Below are 20,724 nucleotides of genomic sequence, written 5' to 3'. Positions count from 1 at the left end.
ATACTCTTCTTAATTTAGCAGTTAAGGGATCAGTATATCATTCTATATATTTATATTTTCCACTAGGAAGTTCTTTGATTCACATTACATCTTCCTTTTCTCTTGTCGAACATACGTTCTTATTATTCTAAAAGAGAAGCCTGAAGGCTTTTTATATTTTGGTTATTTCTCCGTTATTCATATCTAACTGAACATACATAGAATTTAAATTTGCTCCTGGAGAACTCATAGTACCAGAAAAACTACTTGATCACCAATTGAAAATTGGCTAGTATCTTCAATATTTTTTACAAAAATAACATAAGATGCTAAGTGAGTATCTGAAATAGAAGTTGTCCAATATTCATTATTAAATTTATTATTTGCTATAACAGTTACCCTGTGCTTCCTTGATTCTATAACTGTAACTGTAAAAGTAAATTTTTTATTTCTAATTAATTCATCAAATACTTTTGATTGGTCTGATGTCGGATTAATAGAATAATATTGTTCAACAAAATTTCCCAAATATTGATTATTATTTCTAAGAAATTGTTTGAAGTTATTTATATTTTCTATTGATTTTTGTTCTAATTGTGTATTTTCATAGGAAATATGCGTAGATGCAGTAGAATTACTAGTTTTATTTTTTGTCATCATCATCTGTTGGTATCAAAATAAACCCTATTATAGCTAACGAACCGCCTAAAGCTGAACTAGCAGCCTACGTTAGTAATGGTGAAGTAGTGGAAGTAAAAGATTTTTCTCAAAAGCTATATAAAGCTAGTCTTTCTAAAAGGGGAAATTTGAAAAAAGACAGACAGACAAAGTCTAATCAAGCTTGGATGAAAAAGAGGTAAATAAAAAATGAAAAAAATTTATTCCAGAAGTTGATCAAGAAGTCGAATGCTTTTGTTGCAGTTCAAAGCGTGAAACACTATAGCTATATCTATTCGAAGAATATGTGGGAAAAAATTTATGAGAAATCAGCAATGGTGATCATTATGAGTAATTATCCAAAAGATGATCACTTAGTGGTGGAAGAACGATTGTTCCTTTCAAAGAAATAAGGTGTTTCGTTAGGTCAACAAAAGAAGTGATTCATTCGAAGTCTTTAGCGTGAGCTTAACGATTTGGAGGTTAGCAATTGGTACCGAAATTTAGAGAGTGGGATAAAGAAATGCAAATATTAAGAAATTTTCTATTCGTCGATTGGCAAAATGGGTTAGTTGATTTAGAGAGCGCTAAGGTAAACGAGTATAAATATGAGGTCAATTACATACCAGAAAGTATTATTCCATTTACTGCGACAGAGAAGAAGTAGGAAGATATATTGCTGAAAAAAAACGACCAATTGGTCGTTTAATTCAATGACTTTTTTGTAGAACTTATTTCTGGTGAAGCTATACATTGCGGAAAAATGGAGAGCATAAAAGACAAATATCCTAAAGGAATACAAAAGAATGCTGGTTCAACCAAAATACCGATTGAATCAACATAAGAACCGACAAATGAATGGGGTGCAAATAAAAGTAAACCGATATTAAAAAATATAATGGAAATTGTATATGATTTCATCAACATCTCCTCCTTTAATATGTTGAATATAAACTAAAAATATTAAGAAAAAATATGGATGACAAAATTATTAGTTAGACATAAATGGCAGCTGATTTTTTAATGAAGAGGGGAGTAACACTAACTATTGGCACATTTATTATCTTACATTATGTATTATTTTTCTAATAGGTATCGAAGAAATAAGTGTTAAAAAAAGCGACTGTTTTCCGCCAGCCGCTTTTATTGGACAACTATTTTCCGCTAGTTATCCATCATCTATGTGTCAAAGGACATAAATAATATAGCATAATCATTTAATACTTTATCTTTATTTTTGAATAAAAATAAAGGAAATATGAAATACAAAATAACCAGATAAAAAATAAATAAAATCAGCACATTTATTATAACTTAACGGAGGAATCGAAGATGGTACTTTTTGATGTAAGCAAGTATGAAACGCTAAAGCCAAAAGATGTTGATATGGAAAAAACGAAGTATAACGTTAGCGTCTTCTTGGCTGCTTATTTAAGAGCAAGATACAGAGTAGGACAGCCGAGAGAGCTAAAAGTTACAGCTTCGTATTCATTGATTCCGCCATCTACTTCTAATCATGATTTTGAGGCAGAAAGAATGCTAATCGATAAAGAAGACACATTTGAAGAGTTCACTCAACTACACAAACTGTTCATTAGAGGTTATTCATCGATTCAACATGCGTATAAGCCTGATATCACCGAGATAAGAAGAAAGATATTCTATGATCGTTATATTTATGGTAATGCTATCTTTGGTGTTGCAGAAAGAACTAATTTAAGTGAAGAAACAGTGAAGCAGGAATCAAATATAATCAATATTCAATTTGCTTCAGCATTAGAGCCGGTTGCTTTTAAGTAGCCAGCTTTTACACTTTTTATACCTATTTACTGCCCAAATGCTTTCCTGTTTATACCTTTTTTATACTAATCAACTACCTAGCAAATGGTTTATTATGATAGTGTCGAAAGATTAGGAAACAGGGCTTCGACAAAAACAATTTGAAGGGAGGAAATCTCCCTCATCGTTGTAATTATGCTTTGATAGGCAGCAGTCATACAAAATTATAGCAAAGGAAGTGGAAATGCTCTTTAACTATGTGTTTCTCTTGATTTATTCAACTGATTGCTGTCTGTTTAATTGATGTATCGGAGGTAATCATATAGATTTAGAAAAAGAAAAAAATTTTTGTTAGAGGAAAATAAACATTTGAAAGAGACTTTAAAAGTTTATCAAAATCGTTTGGAGAAAGTGATTGAGTGTCGTTCAGTAGAATATTATAGATCAGTTGTACAAAAAGAATAGAGAAGCAGATAAAATGCTCCTCAAGTTAATTAGCCTTTGTGGCACAATCTACAACAATAATAGCAGCCATCAAAGGACTTCTCGGGATATTCTTTCTTAGCAATAGTAATAGCAGCTCTACAACTATCTTCTAAACCAATATATGTCCGATGAAAAATTTCGGGAAGAAATTTACAATCATCTGTATGGACTTCATGCCGATTGTGTTCATCAACATTATCGTTGAAAAAATAAAACTGCATATTATCCACCTTTGTATAATTATTTCAGCGGACCACCTGTTGATAAGAAAATTATATTATGGTCATTTATTTTTATCAATATGTCGCTGTGGCGGAACAGGTAGACACACTAGTCCTTCCAAAGGATACCAGTCAAGGGCGGAGCTTAGCTCAAATTAGAGTAGGTATCATGAAAGGTACAAATCTTTGCCAGTGATTTTGGGTTTGCGATAATCTAAAGCTATCAGTTAGCAAAAAGCGTATAGAGGTATAACTGCATTTCATTTCTTAGATTTATTTTTTACATATGTGATCACTCATAGAGTGGTCTTTTTATTTTGTTTGAAGGAGGATTAGAAATGGTAGTGACATTAATGGATACCTCTTGGAATCAAGTAGATAATTTTTATTTAGATTTTCTTTTACCGAAGCAGTCTATTTGTTATGATTTAAACAAAAAGATTGAGAAAAGGGAAAAATAAGTGGATCCACAATTAGTTGAACTAAGCTCGAGGCTTAATGAGGTAGCACTAAAAACTACATCAACATCGATTTCATCAAAACTTAAAGTTGTAAAAACAAAGCAGAGATGATAAGAAAATAATTGCTGAAATGAACGATATGATTTATGAATTGCTTGATGATAAACAGGAGCTAGAAACAATAGTAAAATCTTACCAAGAAGAATTCATCGCACAAAAATTGAGCGAAGATGATCTGAAGCATATTTCTTCAACTGTTTTACCAATTACGAAAAAATTTCTTGAAAAATTAGCCGAAACACAAGAAAAAGAGGAGCAATTAAAGATAATAAAATTAATGGAATCTTTAGATGCATTTGAGTCACGGCTATCCATAAATACCTTAAATGTTCTTCAGCTTATTGGATTTAACTTCAAAAAAGGAATTGGCGAACCATTAACTGAGTTAATCAAAAAATTCTATAAATGGTTCAAATAAAAAAATCATATAAAATATAACAAACTTATTGCGGAGCGGGATATTGAATACTTCCAATTGATCCAAGATAAAGAAGCATATGATAGGTTTATAAGTTTAAGAAATTGATAATGAAGACTACTCGTTGAGTGGTCTTTTTGTTTTATATAAAAGGAGGCGAGGCTATGACCGAGGAATTCTATAGATGGCTATTACAATTGATAAGAGAAGACCGTAATGGCGCAGACTCAGAGAGAAAGCGATGAAACGAGATCACTATGAATGTCAAGAGTGTAGACGGCTAGGTAAGTATCATAGAGTAGAGAACGTTCATCATATAAAGGAAGTCAAGGATAGACCTGACTTAGCTTTAGATTTAGATAATCTTATTTGTGCATGTATTGAACATCATAATGAAGTTCATGGCAGATATCTTACGACATTAGATAAACAAGAGAAAAAGATAGAAAGCTTTGCTAACTTCGATGCAAGTGAAAGGTGGTAAGTGCATGATCATCAATGACAATGGCAGAGAATATGACACAGAAAAGATTGAAGATATGTACAAGGATTGATTAAATGTTTGATATACGTTCGCTATGTGGGTATCAGGGATCTGTTATCAGAGAACTGTTGCAACAAATACAAAGTGAATCAAGTAAGAGAAGCATTGAATAAAGATAATAACATTGAAAGAATAAAAAATGTTTTTGGATATGGCATGGAAGAGATTAATTATTACATTGACTTCGCTGAAACTTTCATTCCGATGGTGAGATAACCCCCCCTTAAAATAAATCGCAAATTTTTTTGGGGTGATGAAACGGAGGAGGCTAACAGGTAAAGAGATTTTTTCGAACTTTATCATGAAAGGAGGGCTAAAATGTTTAAAAACGAATTTTCTCAAAATCGCTACAGAGAAAAATTACGCCGCTCTTTAATAAGCCAATTGGAAAGTCAGAAAACAAATATTGAGCCATTTTTAGATAATGTTGATCGTTATATCAGTTTATGGGAAACGGCGATATCACTGGAAGAAGATATATCCAAGAACGGCATTAGATTGGAGAATGGTAAAAAGAATGAATCAGTAGCGTTGCTTGTTTCTGTCAACAAACAAATGGGATTGATGTTGGATAAACTTGCCATTACTTCTGAATTGGTAGGTGAAGCAAATGAATCAATTCAGGAGTTATAAGCATATTGAAAGCTGGTTCAAAGGAATAGAAGAAGGCACTATCAAAGTATGCAAAGATCAATTATCTCTAAAGGAGTATCTAGAAGAAAGAGTCTTTACTAGAGATGATATTTATTTTGATAAACAGATGGTGGAAGACTCTATCAACATACCAGCAACATACTTTCCATTCAAACTAATTCCATGGGAAAATTTATGCAATGTTTTATTTATGGTGTTCGATTGAAAAAAGATAATACGCTAGTATTTAACAAATATCTTTCATTAATGGGGCGTGGCAATGGAAAAACTGGTTTTGCTTCATGGAACAATTTCTTTTTATTGACGGCAAAACATGGAATTAAAAATTATGACATTGATATTTACGCAAATAATGAGAGCCAGGCAAAGACTAGCTTTGATGATGTATATAAAGTAATTAAAGATCATTCTGATTTAGATAAAAAAGTATTCAAAGCAACTAAAGAAGTCATTCAAAATATTGCTACAAATAGCCAACTTCGTTATAACACAGCAAACGCTAGAACAAAAGATGGTAAGCGACCAGGTGCAAACCGCTTTGATGAAATTCACGAAAATGAAGATTATTCAATGATAAATGTGGCTACTTCTGGTAGTGATAAAATTCGAGATTATTGGGAGTTTTATGATACTACCAATGTTCATGTTCGAGGTGGTCCACTTGATGCCATCATAGAAGAATCGAAAATGATTCTTTCTGGAGAACTTGGGATTGATAAAGAAGGAGCAGAATTTTCTAGTCTATTTCCGTTTGTTTTTTGCTTGGATAATGATGATGAAGTTGATGATCCTGATATGTGGGAGAAAGCTTGTCCATCTATTAATTATAATGCAGATTTAAAACGGAAGATGTTCCAAGAGTATTCACAAATGCAACGAAATACTGGACTAAGACTTACGTTCATGACTAAACGAATGAACAGACCAATGGAAGATACACGCTTTGCCGTAGCTTCATATGATGATGTTCTTCATACGAAAGAAAAAGAATTTCCTGAAAAAGTGGATGAAGTGATAGGAACAGTCGATGTTGCTGATAGACGAGATTTTGCCAGCGTTGGGTTGCTAGGAAAATATGATAAAGATGTTTATTTTAAACAACATATTTTTATCCACGAATCAGCTCTTCGCTTACAAAATATAAAACGAGAGGTTATAGATATTTCTATAAATCAAGGTAAAGCACAGATTGTTCATGGTAAAAATATAGAAGCTGATTATATTGTAGGTTGGTTTCTTTAAATGAGTAATAAATATCACATTAAAAAGATTGCTATGGATAAGCACCGTGCAAAAATATTGAAGCCCGCTTTAGAAGAAGTGGGTTTTACTGTGGAAATTGTTCGAAGCGAATCAGTCGCTCTTATTTGCATATAAAGTTAAGTGATTTTCCATTAAATGAGTGGATAGAAGTAGAAACAATGGCAAATAAACACGAAATATCGTTTGATCCTTCTGAGATAACCAGTGCCTGGTTACAATTACTATTAAATGACTTTACAGGTGCTATCAAAATTAAAATTAAAGAAGGTGAATCAGCTACACCATATCAGCCCAATCTATTAGTAGCCCCATTTTATTTATCAAAACAAGTAACAGGAGAAGGCGGATACAAATATTTTGGTACAGGAATTAAAGATAGTGACAATCAAAATGACTTTGTATGGGATTTGACTTCTGGATATATAGAAGCAAATTATGCTAAGGAAACAGATGTTAAAACAAACACGAATAACATCAAAACATTAATTGAAGATTTAAGAGTAGTGACGGCGAATGTTGCTTGGATGAAAAATAATACCTATGTTTTAGGAAAATGGCAAGATTTACCATTAGCAGAAGGCTATCAAGGAGGAGACAGAACTAGTCCTAAGTATCGAATTGACACAAAAGATGGTCAAAAAAAAATATCATTTAGTGGTGCATTAACCACAACAAATAATACATTGCCTAGCCAATCACAACAACATATTATTTCTACCCTACCAAAGGAACTTATTCCTTCTGTTACTAAAATGGGCTTAGGGCCAACTAATTTATTGAGTACTTCATGTAGAATAGCTGTTACTAGTTCTGGGAATCTATATATAGGAAATGACAGTGGCAAAGATGTGAAATATTATTATTTAGATACATTTTCATATTGGTTAGATTAAGAAATGTGATATCAGTTATTAGCGTACTTAAATGAGTGCGCTTTTTGTATGGTCAAAAATAGAAAGTGAAGGGTGGATATATGGTGATCATAGATAATTTAGTTTTGTTATCAGAGTTTAAAAATCTAGTCAGCAACGTTTATATTCAAATTTTTGTTTGAATTGTCATTGTAGATATTATTACAGGAGTTTGTAAGGGATGATTGTGTATCCTTATCTCAAAATCATGAATTTTGAAGGAGTCACAACAGCTTTTGTACTTTCGTATATTACTGTTTATAGAATTTCGGTGATCGAAAATTTAGGTCAGCTAAGTATCCCGATTCCAGATTTTGTGAAAGATCGATTCAGCAAATTAAAAGATTCGTCTGAAGAACAAGGAAAAGACAAAAATAATACTTTAGGGGGAGACTAATCATGAGTAAACACTTAGTAGTTTTTGGACACGGACAAGTAGATCCAGGCACAGTAGGAAATGGCTATCAGAAAGCAGCGTTTACCAAAAATATTTTAGGTCAAAAATTAAAAACATGGGCCTCTAAGTTGAAAAAGAATCAAATCGACTTTTACAATGAATCGTTAGACATTTTCAGCAAAAAAAGCTGGAGGTGGCACGTATGACGTAAATGGTTATGCCTCTGTGACAGAGTTTCATTTGGATGCTGCAAGTGCTACAGCTACTGGTGGTCATGTAATTTTCAATGCTAAATATTTACCAGATAACAATGATCTTGCGATAGCCAAAGTTTTGGAAAAGTATATAGGTCTTTGGGGATCATCAAAAACAACAGGTACTTATAGGCGTGATGTTCTATTGAACTGTAATGTATTTTCTAATCGTGGAATTTCCTATTGCTTAGTTGAAGTAGGATTCATTTCTAATACGAGTGACGTAAAGAGATTAGTCGATAATATTGATGCGATTACGAAAGGTTTAGTTGAAGCGATTACAGGGGAGTTACTGAGCGAGGCTACTTCTTCTACAAATGCAGTTTCAAAATCACAAACACCATCTGATCCTGATAAAGCCGTAGCAGAAAGTAAAGCTGTTCATCAAGGTAACGCATGGGCGAAATTAGATAAGTTCAATGAAGTAAGTAAAGGGAAAGTCCGAATTGCTGGATGGCTGGTACCAGATAAACCAGAAGGTATCAAACGACCTGACGTGAAGAAAAATTATGGTTATAAAGGTGGCGATATCCTAGGAATGGACGTCACAGTGGATCTAAGTTGGGTGAAAAAAGGCACAAAAATTGATGTGATTTTCCGTTGCTGTAATCAAGCAAATGGTAAATCTGCAGTCAATGATGTGCGGATTAAGGAGATCTATTTAAAATTATAGTTGAGAAAAGCTCTTATTGAAGAGTGATATATACTATAGGAATTATTTTTATATTAGATCATAAAAAATATTTAAACTTTTGATGATTAATTTAAAAATTTAAGACGAGTATATTGATTTTTCTTAATATTTATTTTTTAAAGAAAATATTGGATAAAATGGGCTATTATCTTTTTTATCGAAATAAAATTAAATTAGAAATATACATTTGAAAAAAATTATTTTCTGTGGAGGATAAATGATGTATGACGAAGTAACGATAGATTCATTATTAAGATTAGCAAAGTATAAAAGACATAGACTGATTAATTCTAAAGATTATGGAGAAATAATGCTTCAATTGTTATTGCAATTATTGAATTTAGATTCTTCTCATTTTACTTTTGCTAAGTTAACTCCTTATAAACAAAATATCGAATTATTAGCAGTATATCAAGAATATGTGAAATGTAATTGGGAAATGTTTAGTCATAGAAATATTGATTTGATAGACTCTTCGCTGGAAAATAGTATATACAGTTCAATCGAACCACAACTTGTAAGTAACTATATCGATAGTCTAGTTGTTAATAATCAAGATAGTTTTTTAATTCTACCTTTAACAATTATATTCTTTGAAGAGGAAAAAGATGATTGGTATGCACATGAAGTTGGCGCAATTCTAAGAAAAATAGAAGGTGATATTGTTGTTTCTATCATTGATAAAGCGGATACTAGAATAAAAGATAGATTACAAGTATCTTCACCTATCCTTGATAGGAACGCTCAACTTAATGATAAGAAAGGAATTATAGAGTATCAATACAAAATAAAAAATAGTCCAAAGAATATTGAAGAATTATCTGATGTTTTGAAATTAGGTCTATTGACAGATAATAAATATATAAATAAACAAGTAAACATATTAATGGAACATAAGGTGCAGGAATTATTTTTTTATGAGTTAAGTATATTGGCACATTCAGAAGAATGGGGGACGAAGGTAGGGAATTATCAACAATATCTTGATAACTGCTTTGCAAAAGAAATTGATGGTGCGATTAAATATGTATTATTTGATACATCTGATGCTGATCTTTTGAAAAGTGAATCAAAACAAAGTTTACAAGAAAAAATTCAATATTGTTCACCAAATCCAAAACGATATTCTACAAAAGAAGTTTTCAAAGATATAGTAGCCATTATTGAGAAACAATTGGAAATATTAAAATTTGATCCACAGGTTTACAAAAGTCTTCTAACTGAAGTCTTTCAACATTATTTGCAGCTGAAAGAAGTTAGACAAAGCAGTTTTGTTCAAAAAAAAATCCAAACAACAGAAGCTAGCAAAATATATAGTCAAAGAGACTTTACGATTCCTAAACTTCAATCCACGAGTATCAAACCGAATGAGTTCAAACTCAATCTGAAATCATTATCTAGTGAAAAGAAGGAACTACGGGAACAACAGATATAGGAGGTAAATACTTTTATCCATCTTGAGACTATCTATGATTAAGACAGATAAAATATAATGGGTATTATCCTACTTTTTTACTATATATAACTAATCTATTCTTAGCCAATTCGTACCACTAGCTCAGTTGGTCAGAGCAGACGGCTCATAACCGTCCGGTCGTAGGTTCGAGTCCTACAGGGTACATACTATAGTAATTTAGTTAGTTCTGTGCAAGAATTTTTTTGAAGGATATCATATAAATCAATGGGTATTTTTCACTGCCATTCAAATGAGTGGCTTTTTTACTTATATCTTTCTGGATCACCCCTGGTGGTTTTTTGGTAGCAAAATCTAAGGATTCTTTCTTAATTCCTTCATGATGCTGATTATTTCATTATTCATCTTACTTGTTATATGAGGATTTGTATATATAGTAATAGGAATCCACTCCATACAAATTTCAGCTATAATGCATTATTTGATTTATGATGTCTAAAAGAACAGTTTTTTATTGTAAAAAAACGACTCGAAATGAGTCGTTTAAATGTATCAAAGTAATAGATCGTTAATTTCTTTAAATTTTTTATCAAGTTCTTTTTTCATCATACTTTTCATATTAGTCAGCTTCACGAAGCATTTTTTATTTCATGAATCGCCTTTCGTTCAACTAACCATTTTTTAGCTTATGTTTTTTCTGGATTTTCAGATAACGTATCAAGTTCGTTTAATTCCATTATCCAGTTTATTGATTACTACAACGATTTTGTTTAGAACTTTTTCTTCTTTGTTTTCTAAATTTGACATTTATCTTCACGTCCTCTTTAGTTGTTACTTTAAGTATAAGACGTTGCTTTAATTCCTATAAAATAAAACCTTTGTATATGTTTATTTGTAAAAAGAAGAATCAATTGGCAGTTCGTTGTTGTCATAAAATTCCTTTATGGAAGTGACTGAGAGTTTTTATCTATGATTATTTAAATATAATTTTTTAGTTAAGGAAAAGAAAATACTATCGGCTATATTTAACGATCTATATATTTTAAACTACGTTTAAAATTTTTTTGTTTGTTTTTTTTTACTTTATTTATTTCTTTTTCTAATAAATCAATATTCTTGGGTACTATAGACGTTCTATTTAATGATTGCTTAATAGAGTGAACATTACTAATATTCATACTAATAACATCAGTATGAATATTAGTATAATCCAATTTTGGAATATAAAAATCTTGTTTTTTATAGAAATTATTTGTTAGATACATTTGTAGTTTTTTTGCTAGTGGATGATTAATTCTACAATGTTTAAGATAAGAATAAGTATTGAAGATATCTTCAATAATTTCTCTAGTTATAGAAATATCAAATTTTAAAGTTTCCAATCTATCTAGTAATATAGCAATTAATGACCAATATATTTCTTTAGTTGAATTAATATATGGTAATTTACAAGTAGACAAATATTTAGCTTGAATGCCTTTCAAAGAAAGCGAATGCTTTATTTTGGATACTTCACATTCTTTTTCTTCTCCTAATGCAATTTTTAAAGCAATATCTAATTCTTTAATTAGGCAATTTTCTACAAGATTTTGATACGTGCTAACAATTTCTCCATAATATTCGTTTATTGCTAATTTTTTAATTTTTGAAAAAAAATTTTCTGATAAATCTGATTCCATATTATTTGAATCAGATTTCTGCATTTCTATTTTATCTAATAATTCATTAATTTGTTTTCTAATACCTACAGTACCCAAGCAAAGAACTGTAGATAGTTTTTTCACGGATTCTTTAGGTATAATATAGTAGTAATTAATAATATCTCTTTTATTACGTTGGACAGGATGAGGATCCATAGTTAATGGTTTAGAATTATTTCTTAATGAATAGAATTGATTAGCTTTATCAAAAAATTCTAATTGAATAAAATTATTTTTATTTTGTATTCTACAACTAACTTCATGAAATTGCCAATTTTCAATAGAAAAATCATAATAAGCTACCGTAATTGGTAGTATTAAAAAGCTTTCTTTTTTATTAGGAATTAAATTTTTAATTTCAAAAGGTAACAGCTCTGGTACAATTGAAGCATTTATACTATTTTCTAACGAAACTTTTAGTAATTCTATATTTTGAGATTTAAAATCATTTACGTTTAGATCCAAATAATCTTTATATAAAGAAATTAATTCTATGTTAGGCTTATAGGATTCCATTTTTGATAAAGTAATTTTGTTACCCATTAGATTGAGTAATTGTAAAATTATTTGCATAGAAAAAAAAGCATATTTTTCGTCATTCATGAATGCTGTTCTTTTAGTTTTTGCCTGTTCTACGAAATGGGCATAGTTCTCTTCTTGATTCATATTTATCCCCCGTCTTATCATATAAAAATAACTTTTGTTATTTTTAATTAATTTATATTTTTTTACCGGTTCCTATAATTGATTGTAATACTTTCTTTCCATTTTTTTCTTTTATAAAAAGGTTGTTTTTTTATTTCTTCGTTTAAACCATCTAGACTTTTAGGATTATAATATCCGTGTATTAATGCTTTTCTTATGTTTCTTATATAGTCTATATTCATATTGGAACTATCTATAGAAAGATTTGTTCTTTGGGATTTTGAAATAACTAAATTAGATTTACTGTATAGTTGATTTGTTAATTTATTTTGTAATGTTTTTTTAAACGGACTATCTTGACGACAACTCTTTAAATATTTATAAGTATTATATAGTTCTATGAGGTTTGTTTGATACTCTTCTTTCGTAAATTTTAGAGATTCTAAACGGTCCATCAGAATAGCAATTAAAGAAGCATAAATAGTACTAGTAGACTTAATATTAGGTAATTTATATTCTGAAAATGAAGTATAAGAATTAAGCTTATCCATAGATAGGGGTTCGAAATAATTATTAGGCTTTATTTTACCTAATGCTACTTTTAGTGTGGCATCTAATTCTTTTGAGAAACAATTTCCTAAAGCTTGGTAACTACTGATTTTATTTCCATAATATTCTTTACTTGATATAGTACTTAATTTAGTAAAAAAATAATCTATTATATTTGAATGAGGAAAATTAGTAAATTCAGGTGTGAAAGGCAATAAAAAAACACGTTTTTTTTGTGTTTCTAAATTATTAATCCCTAATGATAATAAATCAGAAAGTTCTGAAATTTTTTCAAATGAAACATAATAATGATAATCAATAATTATTTTTGGAGGAGTATTTTCATAATTTTGAGACCAAACATAATCTGCTTGTTTTGCACGAGAAGGTATAAATAAACCAGATTTATCGATAATCTCTACTTCAATCTGATCTGATTTTTTTTTTATAATGGATCCTACTTCGTGACTAATCCATTCATTTTTTGATGAGTCATATTGAAATATACTTAATGGTATTACTAAAAAACTATCTTCTTCATTTGTAATTAAATTCTGTATTTCATCTTGTAATAATCTAGGTTCTAGGGTACTATATATGCTATTTTCTAATGATTTTTTTAAATTTAAAATATCTCTATTTTTAAAGTCAGATTCATTTAGTGTTAAATAATCATTATAAAGAGATATTAGATCAACATTGAATTTATAATGTGCTAAATCTTGATACTTCCAAGAATTGTCTTTTAAATTTAGTATTTGTAGCATGATATCAGTCATTATTGAGGCATAATCGTTGGAATTTAAGAAATCTTTTCGTTTTGTTTGTGCAAGTAATTTTAAAGTTTGATAAGTTTCTTCTGAAGTCAAAATAAAAATCCTTTCTAATTAACTTATAATAATAAAAAAATATTATATTTATGTTTCAAACACTTTAAATAAATATAAGAGAGATAGATTTATCCCATATTTATTTATAACTTAGCGGTTTTTTAGATTGCAATAGTTTGTATAGAATTATCCATTTAATTACAAATATTATTCATATTCTTTTCATTACATTTTATACTGTAAGTTAGGTGAAATTCTCTAATGAACCTATTATTATTTTTTTTTTACTAAAATGGAAAAAATTCAGATTGTAGATAAAAGTAATAGTTGATATGTTAGTTTTCAGTCTTTTTATAACTCTAAATAGCGGAGTGCCTTGAGGTACTTTTTTTGAGAAAGGGGCAGAAAAGGGGCAAAAATTGATTGATAGTTGATTTTTTATGACAATTTGTGAATAGTCTAAGACATCTAAAATTTTGATATGAAAATGTTTTGGAGTTTTTGGTGTATATGTAACTAGTCTTTAAATTCCTACGTGCATTACACGGAAAAGCAGCTCGTATCAAAGAAATCCGTCGTTAATTTCTTATTATCAGACAGAGGAAGACCCCTTGAATTTTCAAGGGTTCTTTTTTTGCTTTACGACAAGTAGGGTTCGTGAATTTAAATTAAATGAATATCATCGAGGATCAATCGAAATGTAAATCCCCCTTTTTAATGGTGGTTATGTTTTTACTGTTTTTTGATGAACGTATTGATTTGTACAGAAAGTTCTTTAGTCACTTTTTTGATTTCTTCTTTTGCTAGGATCGCTGAAACCACAGCAAAGCCTTGAACGGGGAAGGTTTTGAATTCTGCAATCGTGTGTTCGTTGAGACCACCGATCAAAACAACAGGGATCGAAACGTGTTGAAGAATCTTCTTGAGTTCATTTTTTGATACGATGATGGCATCTGTTTTAGTAGCGGTTGGAAACATCGTCCCTACACCTAAATAATCTGCCCCAGCTTGTTCAGCGGAAATTGCTTGTTCGAGTGTTTGGACGGAAGCGCCGATGATTTTTTCAGGGCCAATCATTTTTCTCACCACAGCCACAGGTAGATCTGTTTGACCGACATGAACACCTTCTGCATCACAAGATAACGCAATGTCTACTCGATCGTTGATGATCAATGGAACATTGTATGGTTTAGCTAATCGTTTCAATGCGATCGCCTCCTCATAAAAATCTCGTGAATTGGCTTTTTTTTCTCTCAACTGTAAGACGGTAATACCTCCTTCAAGGGCTTGTTGCACTGCTTCTTGGAGGGGCTTTTTTTTCAGCAGTGACTGGTCTGTCACTAGGTATAAGGAATAGTTGATGTCATTTTTCAAAGTAGTTTCCTCGCAGTAGTAATGTTTCCCGATCAATACGGCTGATTTCATCAATCAGTGCGATCCGAAAACTTCCCGTACCAGCCGTTTGTTCCAACGCAAGCTCGCCAGCAATCCCCATGGTAAGAACAGCTGTAGTTGCTGCATGGAAAAGATGTTCAGGAGACCCCCCACAAAAGCTAGCAATCAATGAAGTGAGCATACAGCCCGTGCCAGTGATCCGACTCATTTCAGGACAACCATTGTGCACTAAGATTTTACGCCGCCCATCAGAAATCACATCTGTCGCACCGGTGATCACTACGATACATTTGTGAGCGGTTGCTAATTGATCAGCAATCCGTTGGGCTTCTTCAATGGAGCTTGCATCATCTGCCGAGGCATCGACACCTTTCGTCGTGCTTGCGATTCCCGCTAAAAAGCGGATTTCTGAAATATTGCCACGAATCACTGCACATTTCAAGTTTTCTATGATCGTTTTCGCTGTTTGATTACGAAACTGTGAAGCCCCTGCACCGACTGGATCAAAAATGATCGGGATACCTTTTTCGTTGGCTGTTTGCCCAGCTGAAAGCATCGAAGCTACGGTACGTTCATTCAAAGTACCCATGTTTAGTACCAATGCCTGTGACATTGCTGTGATTTCCGCTACCTCTAACGCATCATCAGCCATGATTGGTGAACCACCGATCGCAAGAGTGACATTCGCACAATCATTGACCGTTACATAGTTCGTGATATGGTGGACCAAAGGATTTTTCATACGGACCGTTTCTACAGCTGTTTTTAAAAATGTATTCATTGACTTTGTTCCTCCTTAAGACCATTGCGATAGAGTGAATAGAAATGATTGGTTGGGCCATGACCTTCGCCCAATTCTAGTGAATGTGCGATTGCAGTAGTGATATATTTTTTAGCCTTGGAAATTGCTTGGTCTAATGGTACGCCCAAAGCGAGTTGTGAGGCAATCGCTGAAGAGAAGGTACAACCAGTGCCATGGGTGTTTTTTGTGACGATTCGTTCAGATGTATAGGAGTAAATATTTTTCCCATCATACAATATATCAGTGGCTTCACCTGTGCGATGGCCTCCTTTGATCAAAACTGCAGCGTGACATGTTTCATAAATAGCTTTTGCTGCTCGTTCCATTTCTTCCAGGGAAGTAATCGAGCGATCTGCGATTTTTTCTGCTTCTGGAATATTTGGGGTGATCAAAGTAGCTAATGGTAAGACGTTTTTGATCAATGTGTCGATTGCTTCTGGCTCCATCAAGGCATCGCCATTTTTCGCATACATCACAGGATCTAGTACAATATTTTTAGGTTGCCATTCTTGTAGACTGCTTGCGACAGCTAACATCGTATCTGCACACGACAACATACCGATTTTAACTGCATCAGGATAGATGTCCTCGAAAACAGCTGTCATTTGTTCATTGATAATTGTTGGTGCGATGTCTTGGTATGAGATCACACGAGCGGTATTTTCAGCGACTACTGAGGTGATCACAGACATTCCATAAACACCATGAGCGGCAAATGTTTTTAAATCGGCTTGGATACCGGCGCCACCGCTACAGTCTGAGCCAGCAATACTTAGTACTTTTTTCATCAAATTCCTCCTTAAAATAGAAAAAAGACATTCTTCCAGTATAGAAGAATGCCTTGATTGTTTCGATTTCGCATCAACAAAAAGGACATTTGCTCCCTACGCTGGTATCAACCAACAGGTTCAAAGGGTCAGGTTTTACCTTCTCAACGCGATAACGTCCTCCTGCAAACAAAATCATATTTAGTTACGAACCAATGATATCTGAAAAAAGCAGAAGATTCAAGTTTACAGGAGCAAGCCTACACTGAGTAGCTAAAAGCAACAGTTTACTTTCTTTCGAAGTAGCGTTCTTATAGGAATTGCTAGTGCGTTTCTCAAGATGGTATACTAAAGAAAAACGATAGAATATTCTAAGTGTACGATGCAATATATCAAAGCCAAACTTTTGGAGGGAATCTTATGACAGAGTTAAGTAATCTACCGAATATAGGGAAAGTATTAGAAGAAAATTTGCGAAAGATTGGTGTGACAACGGAAGAAAAATTTAAAGAAAAGGGAACGGAACAGATATTTTTTGAAATTCGTCAAAAGGTGGACAGTGGCGCCTGTCTGCATATGCTATATGGAATCGAAGGAGCGAGAAAAGGCAAGCCTATGCAAGCTTTGACAAAAGAGGAAAAAGAAAAGTTAAAGCAATTCTATCGAAGCCTAAGCTAAAATAATAAGCAATGAAACCCGGAAATTGTGGCTTGTTCCGTATTTCGTTGCTTATTTTTGTATAATTTTTTTAAAAAAAGTTCATTGCTATCGATGGATAAGCAATCTTTGTTTTACTTTTCTGATCAAAATAAGCGATGAAGATAGAAAATACGAAATTATTAAAGAATATTTTTTTGTGAATTTAATAACAATATTTAGTTTTTTTATAACTTTTTAACAGAAATATATTGCTAGGAAGAAGCGATGAAATTGATTGAATTTGAAAAAACGAGAACTTAAACAAAAAAATAGAACATATTTAATTACTGGTTTACTAGTATTATGAGAATTTGGCACGCTAAAATTCATGCAATTTTAATTTAAAATTCGTTATAATTTACTTGAGATTAAGTGAACTTTCATTTTTGTAAACCGCTAAAAAATATCTAATAAACAAAAAAACATAACAATTTTGGTGTATGATCGCAGGCTTTTATATTTTTATAATTTTAATAATAAATTAAAAGCGAATGAAACATTATAACTAAATAGAAAGGTAGGAGATTAAATTTGTGATCGAATTTACTATCATTAATTTTTCAAAAAAAGGAGGTTTTACAAAACGGAAAACATTCATTTTTTTATTGATCAGTATTGAGCAATTTAATATGTAAACGGAATGTGATTTTTGACTTCATGTCAGAATGGAGGATCATTATGAAAAAGATAGTCGCTTGTTTTATTGTTTTACTGGTATTTTTAGGTTTCAATCCAACTATTTCTGCGGCAACTCTATGAATCAATTCAGAAGTGTCGTATTCTGCAAATGGCATTGATTACTATGATGTCGGGGAAGATGCAATGATCCCATGGCGTTTTAATGGTGCACAAATCAATCCTGGAAGTTCTCCAGGGATATTTTCAACACAAGTGAAATTGTTATCTCAAAACCAACAAAGTGGCAGAGCAATGGTCATGGTTGATCTAAGCACGCTAGATAATACTGATGCGGAAAGAAGAAATCCTAGTGAGATGGAGCTGGAAGTTTTTCTAAATGGGACCTCCTTAGGAAAATATCAGGTCGGCGACCTATTCAGTAATACTAGCCCGTACCTAGATCCAAGTGTTCGTATGATCGGCGTTCCATTTACCATCGAAGGTGAAGTCGGTGATATAAATACACTTGAAATTCATGTCTAGCTACCAGTAGATGCGTCAAATGCTTCTCGACTAGCATCAATTACTATAAATGCTTCATTCACACCAATTGAATCGTTTACAGTGAGTTATGTAGATGGTGTAGAGAATGAAGTTGTATTTGAGGATAAAACTTTCAAACGTATTGAACCTGGAACTGCTACACCAGGTTTTGGTGCAGAACCAACAAGAAAAGGTTATACATTTGCTGGTTGGAGTCCGACTGTCAGCGAGACAGTTACAACCGATGCGGTTTATACAGCAACATGGGAACCAATTCCAACGTATCAGGTCAACTATACAGACGGTGTACCAGATGAAGAGATTTTTGCAGATCAAGTCTTTAACAATTTAGTCGCCGGTTCTGCGACACCCATATTTAGTGGGCAACCTACAAGAGCTGGGTATATATTTAAAGGATAGGATAAAGCAATAACTGATACAGTGACTGGTGATGTCACTTATACGGCCATTTGGGAACCTGTGATTCCACAAACTGTCACTTATCAAGTGATCTATACAGACGGTGTTGCAAATCAAACCATTTTTGAAAACCAAGTATTTTCAAAATTGATTAAAGGCATAGCAACCCCTGTGTTTAGTGGAACACCATCAAGAGAAGGCTATAAATTCATCGGTTGGACGCCAACTGTCAGCGAGTTTGTGGAAGGTAATATGACTTATACCGCACAATGGGAAAAATTACCGCAAATCATTGAACCGGTGATACCACCGATCCAACAACCAGAAGGAAACAAAGTGTATGAAACAGTAAAAACAACTGAAACAACTAAAGCAATAACTAAAGTAATGAAAAAAGATAAAGTTACGTATAGTACACCCATAAAACAACCTAGAAAAGTGAGTCATCTTCCAAAAACGGCGGAACAATCGATGTATTCGACTAGTATGGTTGGCTTGGGTATGTTTATAGTCTTCGTAATAGGAATATGCTGGTTAAAACGTTCGAAATCAGAAGGTAGCCGATAAAACTGAAAGATAATCCTCACGTAAAAAAATATTATAAAGGAAAGAACTAGTAAATAAAAAAAACATCACTCATAAAAAGACATTAAGTCAGATTTTTTTTGGAAATTCAAAAAAAGTCTGACTTAATTATTTTCTTCTACGTAGCTATACTGAAAGCGTAAACAAAAAAAGGGGTGATAGCTTATGACAAATTGGCTGAACATTGAGGGGAAAACGATTATTGTAACCGGAGGATCTTCTGGTATCGGGAAAAGTATCGTAGAAAGTCTATTGGAACAACATGTCAATGTAGCAAATTTTGATATTAAAGATTCGACACTTAAACATCAACGATTATTATTTGTAAAAACCAATATAACATTACGACAAGAAGTAGAAGCTGGAGTTGCAAAAGTAAAGGATCACTTTGGTACGATAGATGGTTTGGTCAACAATGCAGGCATCAACATTCCACGCTTATTAGTGGATAAAAAGCAAGCGCATGGGAGATATGAATTATCCGAGGAAGTATTTGACAAAATCATCGCAATCAATCAAAAAGGATTATATTTGATGACTCAAGCAGTAAGTAGAATCTTAGTTGCTAAAGGAGAAGGAGTAATCATCAATATGTCTTCTGAATCAGGACTTGAAGGTTCAGAGGGGCAAAGTGCGTATGCGGCAACGAAAGCCGCTGTCAACAGCTTTACTCGATCTTGGGCAAAAGAGTTAGGAAAATCAAATGTTCGGGTAATAGGGATCGCCCCAGGAATCATGGAGGAAACCGGACTACGCACACTTTCTTATGAAGAAGCCTTGGCCTATACTCGTGGCATCACGATTGAAGAGCTTAGAGCAGGTTATGCCAAAACGAGCACGATTCCATTAGGTCGAAGCGGGAAATTAAAAGAAGTCGCTGACTTAGTTAGTTACTATCTATCTGATCGTTCGAGTTATATCACTGGAGTAACCACAAATGTGGCCGGAGGAAAAACTAGAGGATAATAAGTGGGGGAAG

The 20,724-nt window shown here is 32.4% G+C and carries 21 protein-coding genes, 1 tRNA gene, 5 pseudogenes and 1 riboswitch; of the genes and pseudogenes, 19 read left to right on the top strand and 8 right to left on the bottom strand.

Going from position 1 to position 20,724, the window contains the following annotated elements; all coding sequences use genetic code 11:
* Positions 1-225 precede the first annotated feature (225 nt).
* Positions 226-642 carry a hypothetical protein gene (locus IGJ49_RS09690; protein WP_438723284.1) on the bottom strand — a complete coding sequence of 139 codons (417 nt, stop codon included), beginning with the start codon at positions 640-642 and terminating at the stop codon, positions 226-228.
* Between the two features lie 266 nt (positions 643-908).
* Here IGJ49_RS09690 and IGJ49_RS09685 point away from each other — a divergent pair, with 266 nt between their 5' ends.
* Together IGJ49_RS09685 and IGJ49_RS09680 are read left to right on the top strand one after the other, a co-directional pair.
* On the top strand, positions 909-1,049 hold the full coding sequence (locus tag IGJ49_RS09685) for a hypothetical protein (protein ID WP_438723282.1): 141 nt from the start codon (positions 909-911) through the stop codon (positions 1,047-1,049).
* A gap of 77 nt (positions 1,050-1,126) precedes the next feature.
* Complete coding sequence (locus IGJ49_RS09680; RefSeq protein ID WP_438724034.1) at positions 1,127-1,303, top strand: hypothetical protein; 177 nt, start codon at positions 1,127-1,129, stop codon at positions 1,301-1,303.
* A gap of 38 nt (positions 1,304-1,341) precedes the next feature.
* Here IGJ49_RS09680 and IGJ49_RS09675 read toward each other — a convergent pair whose 3' ends face one another.
* A complete protein-coding gene (locus IGJ49_RS09675; RefSeq protein ID WP_438723280.1) occupies positions 1,342-1,557 on the bottom strand; it encodes a DUF3955 domain-containing protein in 216 nt (71 codons plus the stop codon).
* A 411-nt stretch (positions 1,558-1,968) separates the two neighbouring features.
* Here IGJ49_RS09675 and IGJ49_RS09670 point away from each other — a divergent pair, with 411 nt between their 5' ends.
* The 12 genes and pseudogenes from IGJ49_RS09670 (at position 1,969) to IGJ49_RS09615 (ending at position 10,399) form a co-directional block, all read left to right on the top strand.
* Positions 1,969-2,436 carry an ArpU family transcriptional regulator gene (locus IGJ49_RS09670; protein WP_438723278.1) on the top strand — a complete coding sequence of 156 codons (468 nt, stop codon included), beginning with the start codon at positions 1,969-1,971 and terminating at the stop codon, positions 2,434-2,436.
* A 1,024-nt stretch (positions 2,437-3,460) separates the two neighbouring features.
* Positions 3,461-3,583: a hypothetical protein gene (locus IGJ49_RS09665; RefSeq protein WP_438723276.1), complete on the top strand. Its 123-nt coding sequence runs from the start codon at positions 3,461-3,463 to the stop codon at positions 3,581-3,583.
* Positions 3,584-3,722: 139 nt separating this feature from the next.
* On the top strand, positions 3,723-4,061 hold the full coding sequence (locus tag IGJ49_RS09660; RefSeq protein ID WP_438723274.1) for a hypothetical protein: 339 nt from the start codon (positions 3,723-3,725) through the stop codon (positions 4,059-4,061).
* A gap of 164 nt (positions 4,062-4,225) precedes the next feature.
* Positions 4,226-4,545, top strand: a pseudogene (locus IGJ49_RS09655) (HNH endonuclease).
* A 4-nt stretch (positions 4,546-4,549) separates the two neighbouring features.
* A pseudogene (locus IGJ49_RS09650) lies at positions 4,550-4,821 on the top strand (hypothetical protein).
* A 102-nt stretch (positions 4,822-4,923) separates the two neighbouring features.
* Entirely contained in the window at positions 4,924-5,238 is a 315-nt protein-coding gene (locus tag IGJ49_RS09645; protein WP_438723273.1) for a terminase, read from the top strand.
* Positions 5,216-6,618: pseudogene (locus tag IGJ49_RS09640) on the top strand (terminase TerL endonuclease subunit); the annotation flags it as partial. The gene IGJ49_RS09645 and the pseudogene IGJ49_RS09640, both read left to right, overlap by 23 nt.
* A gap of 62 nt (positions 6,619-6,680) precedes the next feature.
* Positions 6,681-7,415 (top strand): hypothetical protein, encoded by a 735-nt coding sequence (locus IGJ49_RS09635; protein WP_438724032.1) that lies wholly within the window; start codon positions 6,681-6,683, stop codon positions 7,413-7,415.
* A 199-nt stretch (positions 7,416-7,614) separates the two neighbouring features.
* The gene (locus IGJ49_RS09630) at positions 7,615-7,830 is read left to right on the top strand and encodes a phage holin family protein (RefSeq protein ID WP_438723271.1); all 216 of its coding nucleotides are present in this window, start codon (positions 7,615-7,617) and stop codon (positions 7,828-7,830) included.
* Positions 7,831-7,832: 2 nt separating this feature from the next.
* Positions 7,833-8,757, top strand: a pseudogene (locus tag IGJ49_RS09625) (N-acetylmuramoyl-L-alanine amidase).
* A 241-nt stretch (positions 8,758-8,998) separates the two neighbouring features.
* Complete coding sequence (locus IGJ49_RS09620; RefSeq protein ID WP_438723269.1) at positions 8,999-10,213, top strand: hypothetical protein; 1,215 nt, start codon at positions 8,999-9,001, stop codon at positions 10,211-10,213.
* Positions 10,214-10,325: 112 nt separating this feature from the next.
* Positions 10,326-10,399 (top strand) — tRNA-Ile (locus tag IGJ49_RS09615).
* Between the two features lie 345 nt (positions 10,400-10,744).
* On the opposite strand, the pseudogene IGJ49_RS09610 reads toward IGJ49_RS09615, so the two are convergent.
* From IGJ49_RS09610 to thiD, 6 genes and pseudogenes are all read right to left on the bottom strand, one after another.
* Positions 10,745-10,999 (bottom strand): annotated as a pseudogene (locus tag IGJ49_RS09610) (hypothetical protein).
* Positions 11,000-11,217: 218 nt separating this feature from the next.
* Entirely contained in the window at positions 11,218-12,558 is a 1,341-nt protein-coding gene (locus IGJ49_RS09605) for a hypothetical protein (protein WP_438723267.1), read from the bottom strand.
* Positions 12,559-12,620: 62 nt separating this feature from the next.
* Positions 12,621-13,955: a hypothetical protein gene (locus IGJ49_RS09600; RefSeq protein WP_438723265.1), complete on the bottom strand. Its 1,335-nt coding sequence runs from the start codon at positions 13,953-13,955 to the stop codon at positions 12,621-12,623.
* A 693-nt stretch (positions 13,956-14,648) separates the two neighbouring features.
* A complete protein-coding gene (gene thiE, locus IGJ49_RS09595; RefSeq protein ID WP_062804954.1) occupies positions 14,649-15,290 on the bottom strand; it encodes a thiamine phosphate synthase in 642 nt (213 codons plus the stop codon).
* The gene (gene thiM, locus IGJ49_RS09590; protein WP_023519970.1) at positions 15,280-16,092 is read right to left on the bottom strand and encodes a hydroxyethylthiazole kinase; all 813 of its coding nucleotides are present in this window, start codon (positions 16,090-16,092) and stop codon (positions 15,280-15,282) included. Before thiM ends, thiE begins: the two co-directional genes overlap by 11 nt.
* On the bottom strand, positions 16,089-16,901 hold the full coding sequence (thiD, locus tag IGJ49_RS09585) for a bifunctional hydroxymethylpyrimidine kinase/phosphomethylpyrimidine kinase (protein WP_023519969.1): 813 nt from the start codon (positions 16,899-16,901) through the stop codon (positions 16,089-16,091). Before thiD ends, thiM begins: the two co-directional genes overlap by 4 nt.
* Positions 16,902-16,977: 76 nt before the next feature.
* Positions 16,978-17,075, bottom strand: a riboswitch (TPP riboswitch).
* A gap of 225 nt (positions 17,076-17,300) precedes the next feature.
* On the opposite strand from thiD, the gene IGJ49_RS09580 reads away from it, so the two are divergent.
* The 5 genes from IGJ49_RS09580 (at position 17,301) to IGJ49_RS09560 (ending at position 20,711) form a co-directional block, all read left to right on the top strand.
* Positions 17,301-17,558, top strand: a complete 258-nt coding sequence (locus IGJ49_RS09580) for a TfoX/Sxy family protein (protein WP_062804957.1) — start codon at positions 17,301-17,303, stop codon at positions 17,556-17,558.
* Positions 17,559-18,350: 792 nt separating this feature from the next.
* Positions 18,351-18,740, top strand: a complete 390-nt coding sequence (locus IGJ49_RS09575) for a hypothetical protein (protein ID WP_349519868.1) — start codon at positions 18,351-18,353, stop codon at positions 18,738-18,740.
* An 81-nt stretch (positions 18,741-18,821) separates the two neighbouring features.
* A complete protein-coding gene (locus IGJ49_RS09570; protein WP_438723262.1) occupies positions 18,822-19,160 on the top strand; it encodes a hypothetical protein in 339 nt (112 codons plus the stop codon).
* Between the two features lie 21 nt (positions 19,161-19,181).
* Positions 19,182-19,727 carry an LPXTG cell wall anchor domain-containing protein gene (locus IGJ49_RS09565; RefSeq protein WP_438723260.1) on the top strand — a complete coding sequence of 182 codons (546 nt, stop codon included), beginning with the start codon at positions 19,182-19,184 and terminating at the stop codon, positions 19,725-19,727.
* A 183-nt stretch (positions 19,728-19,910) separates the two neighbouring features.
* Positions 19,911-20,711 carry an SDR family oxidoreductase gene (locus IGJ49_RS09560; RefSeq protein WP_010735016.1) on the top strand — a complete coding sequence of 267 codons (801 nt, stop codon included), beginning with the start codon at positions 19,911-19,913 and terminating at the stop codon, positions 20,709-20,711.
* Positions 20,712-20,724: the final 13 nt, after the last annotated feature.

The organism is Enterococcus sp. AZ171 (genome assembly GCF_051714005.1).
Lineage (GTDB): Bacteria > Bacillota > Bacilli > Lactobacillales > Enterococcaceae > Enterococcus_B > Enterococcus_B pernyi.
The sequence above is the reverse complement of the archived record's forward strand: the minus strand, read 5'-3'. Positions and strand labels throughout refer to the sequence as shown.

Coding starts and splice junctions, on each gene's coding strand:
- IGJ49_RS09690 (WP_438723284.1), bottom strand. CDS start 642: ATGATGATGACAAAAAATAAAACTAGTAATTCTACTGCATCTACGCAT.
- IGJ49_RS09675 (WP_438723280.1), bottom strand. CDS start 1,557: ATGAAATCATATACAATTTCCATTATATTTTTTAATATCGGTTTACTT.
- IGJ49_RS09670 (WP_438723278.1), top strand. CDS start 1,969: ATGGTACTTTTTGATGTAAGCAAGTATGAAACGCTAAAGCCAAAAGAT.
- IGJ49_RS09665 (WP_438723276.1), top strand. CDS start 3,461: ATGGTAGTGACATTAATGGATACCTCTTGGAATCAAGTAGATAATTTT.
- IGJ49_RS09660 (WP_438723274.1), top strand. CDS start 3,723: ATGATTTATGAATTGCTTGATGATAAACAGGAGCTAGAAACAATAGTA.
- IGJ49_RS09645 (WP_438723273.1), top strand. CDS start 4,924: ATGTTTAAAAACGAATTTTCTCAAAATCGCTACAGAGAAAAATTACGC.
- IGJ49_RS09635 (WP_438724032.1), top strand. CDS start 6,681: ATGGCAAATAAACACGAAATATCGTTTGATCCTTCTGAGATAACCAGT.
- IGJ49_RS09630 (WP_438723271.1), top strand. CDS start 7,615: ATGATTGTGTATCCTTATCTCAAAATCATGAATTTTGAAGGAGTCACA.
- IGJ49_RS09620 (WP_438723269.1), top strand. CDS start 8,999: ATGTATGACGAAGTAACGATAGATTCATTATTAAGATTAGCAAAGTAT.
- IGJ49_RS09605 (WP_438723267.1), bottom strand. CDS start 12,558: ATGAATCAAGAAGAGAACTATGCCCATTTCGTAGAACAGGCAAAAACT.
- thiM (WP_023519970.1), bottom strand. CDS start 16,092: ATGAATACATTTTTAAAAACAGCTGTAGAAACGGTCCGTATGAAAAAT.
- thiD (WP_023519969.1), bottom strand. CDS start 16,901: ATGAAAAAAGTACTAAGTATTGCTGGCTCAGACTGTAGCGGTGGCGCC.
- IGJ49_RS09580 (WP_062804957.1), top strand. CDS start 17,301: ATGACAGAGTTAAGTAATCTACCGAATATAGGGAAAGTATTAGAAGAA.
- IGJ49_RS09560 (WP_010735016.1), top strand. CDS start 19,911: ATGACAAATTGGCTGAACATTGAGGGGAAAACGATTATTGTAACCGGA.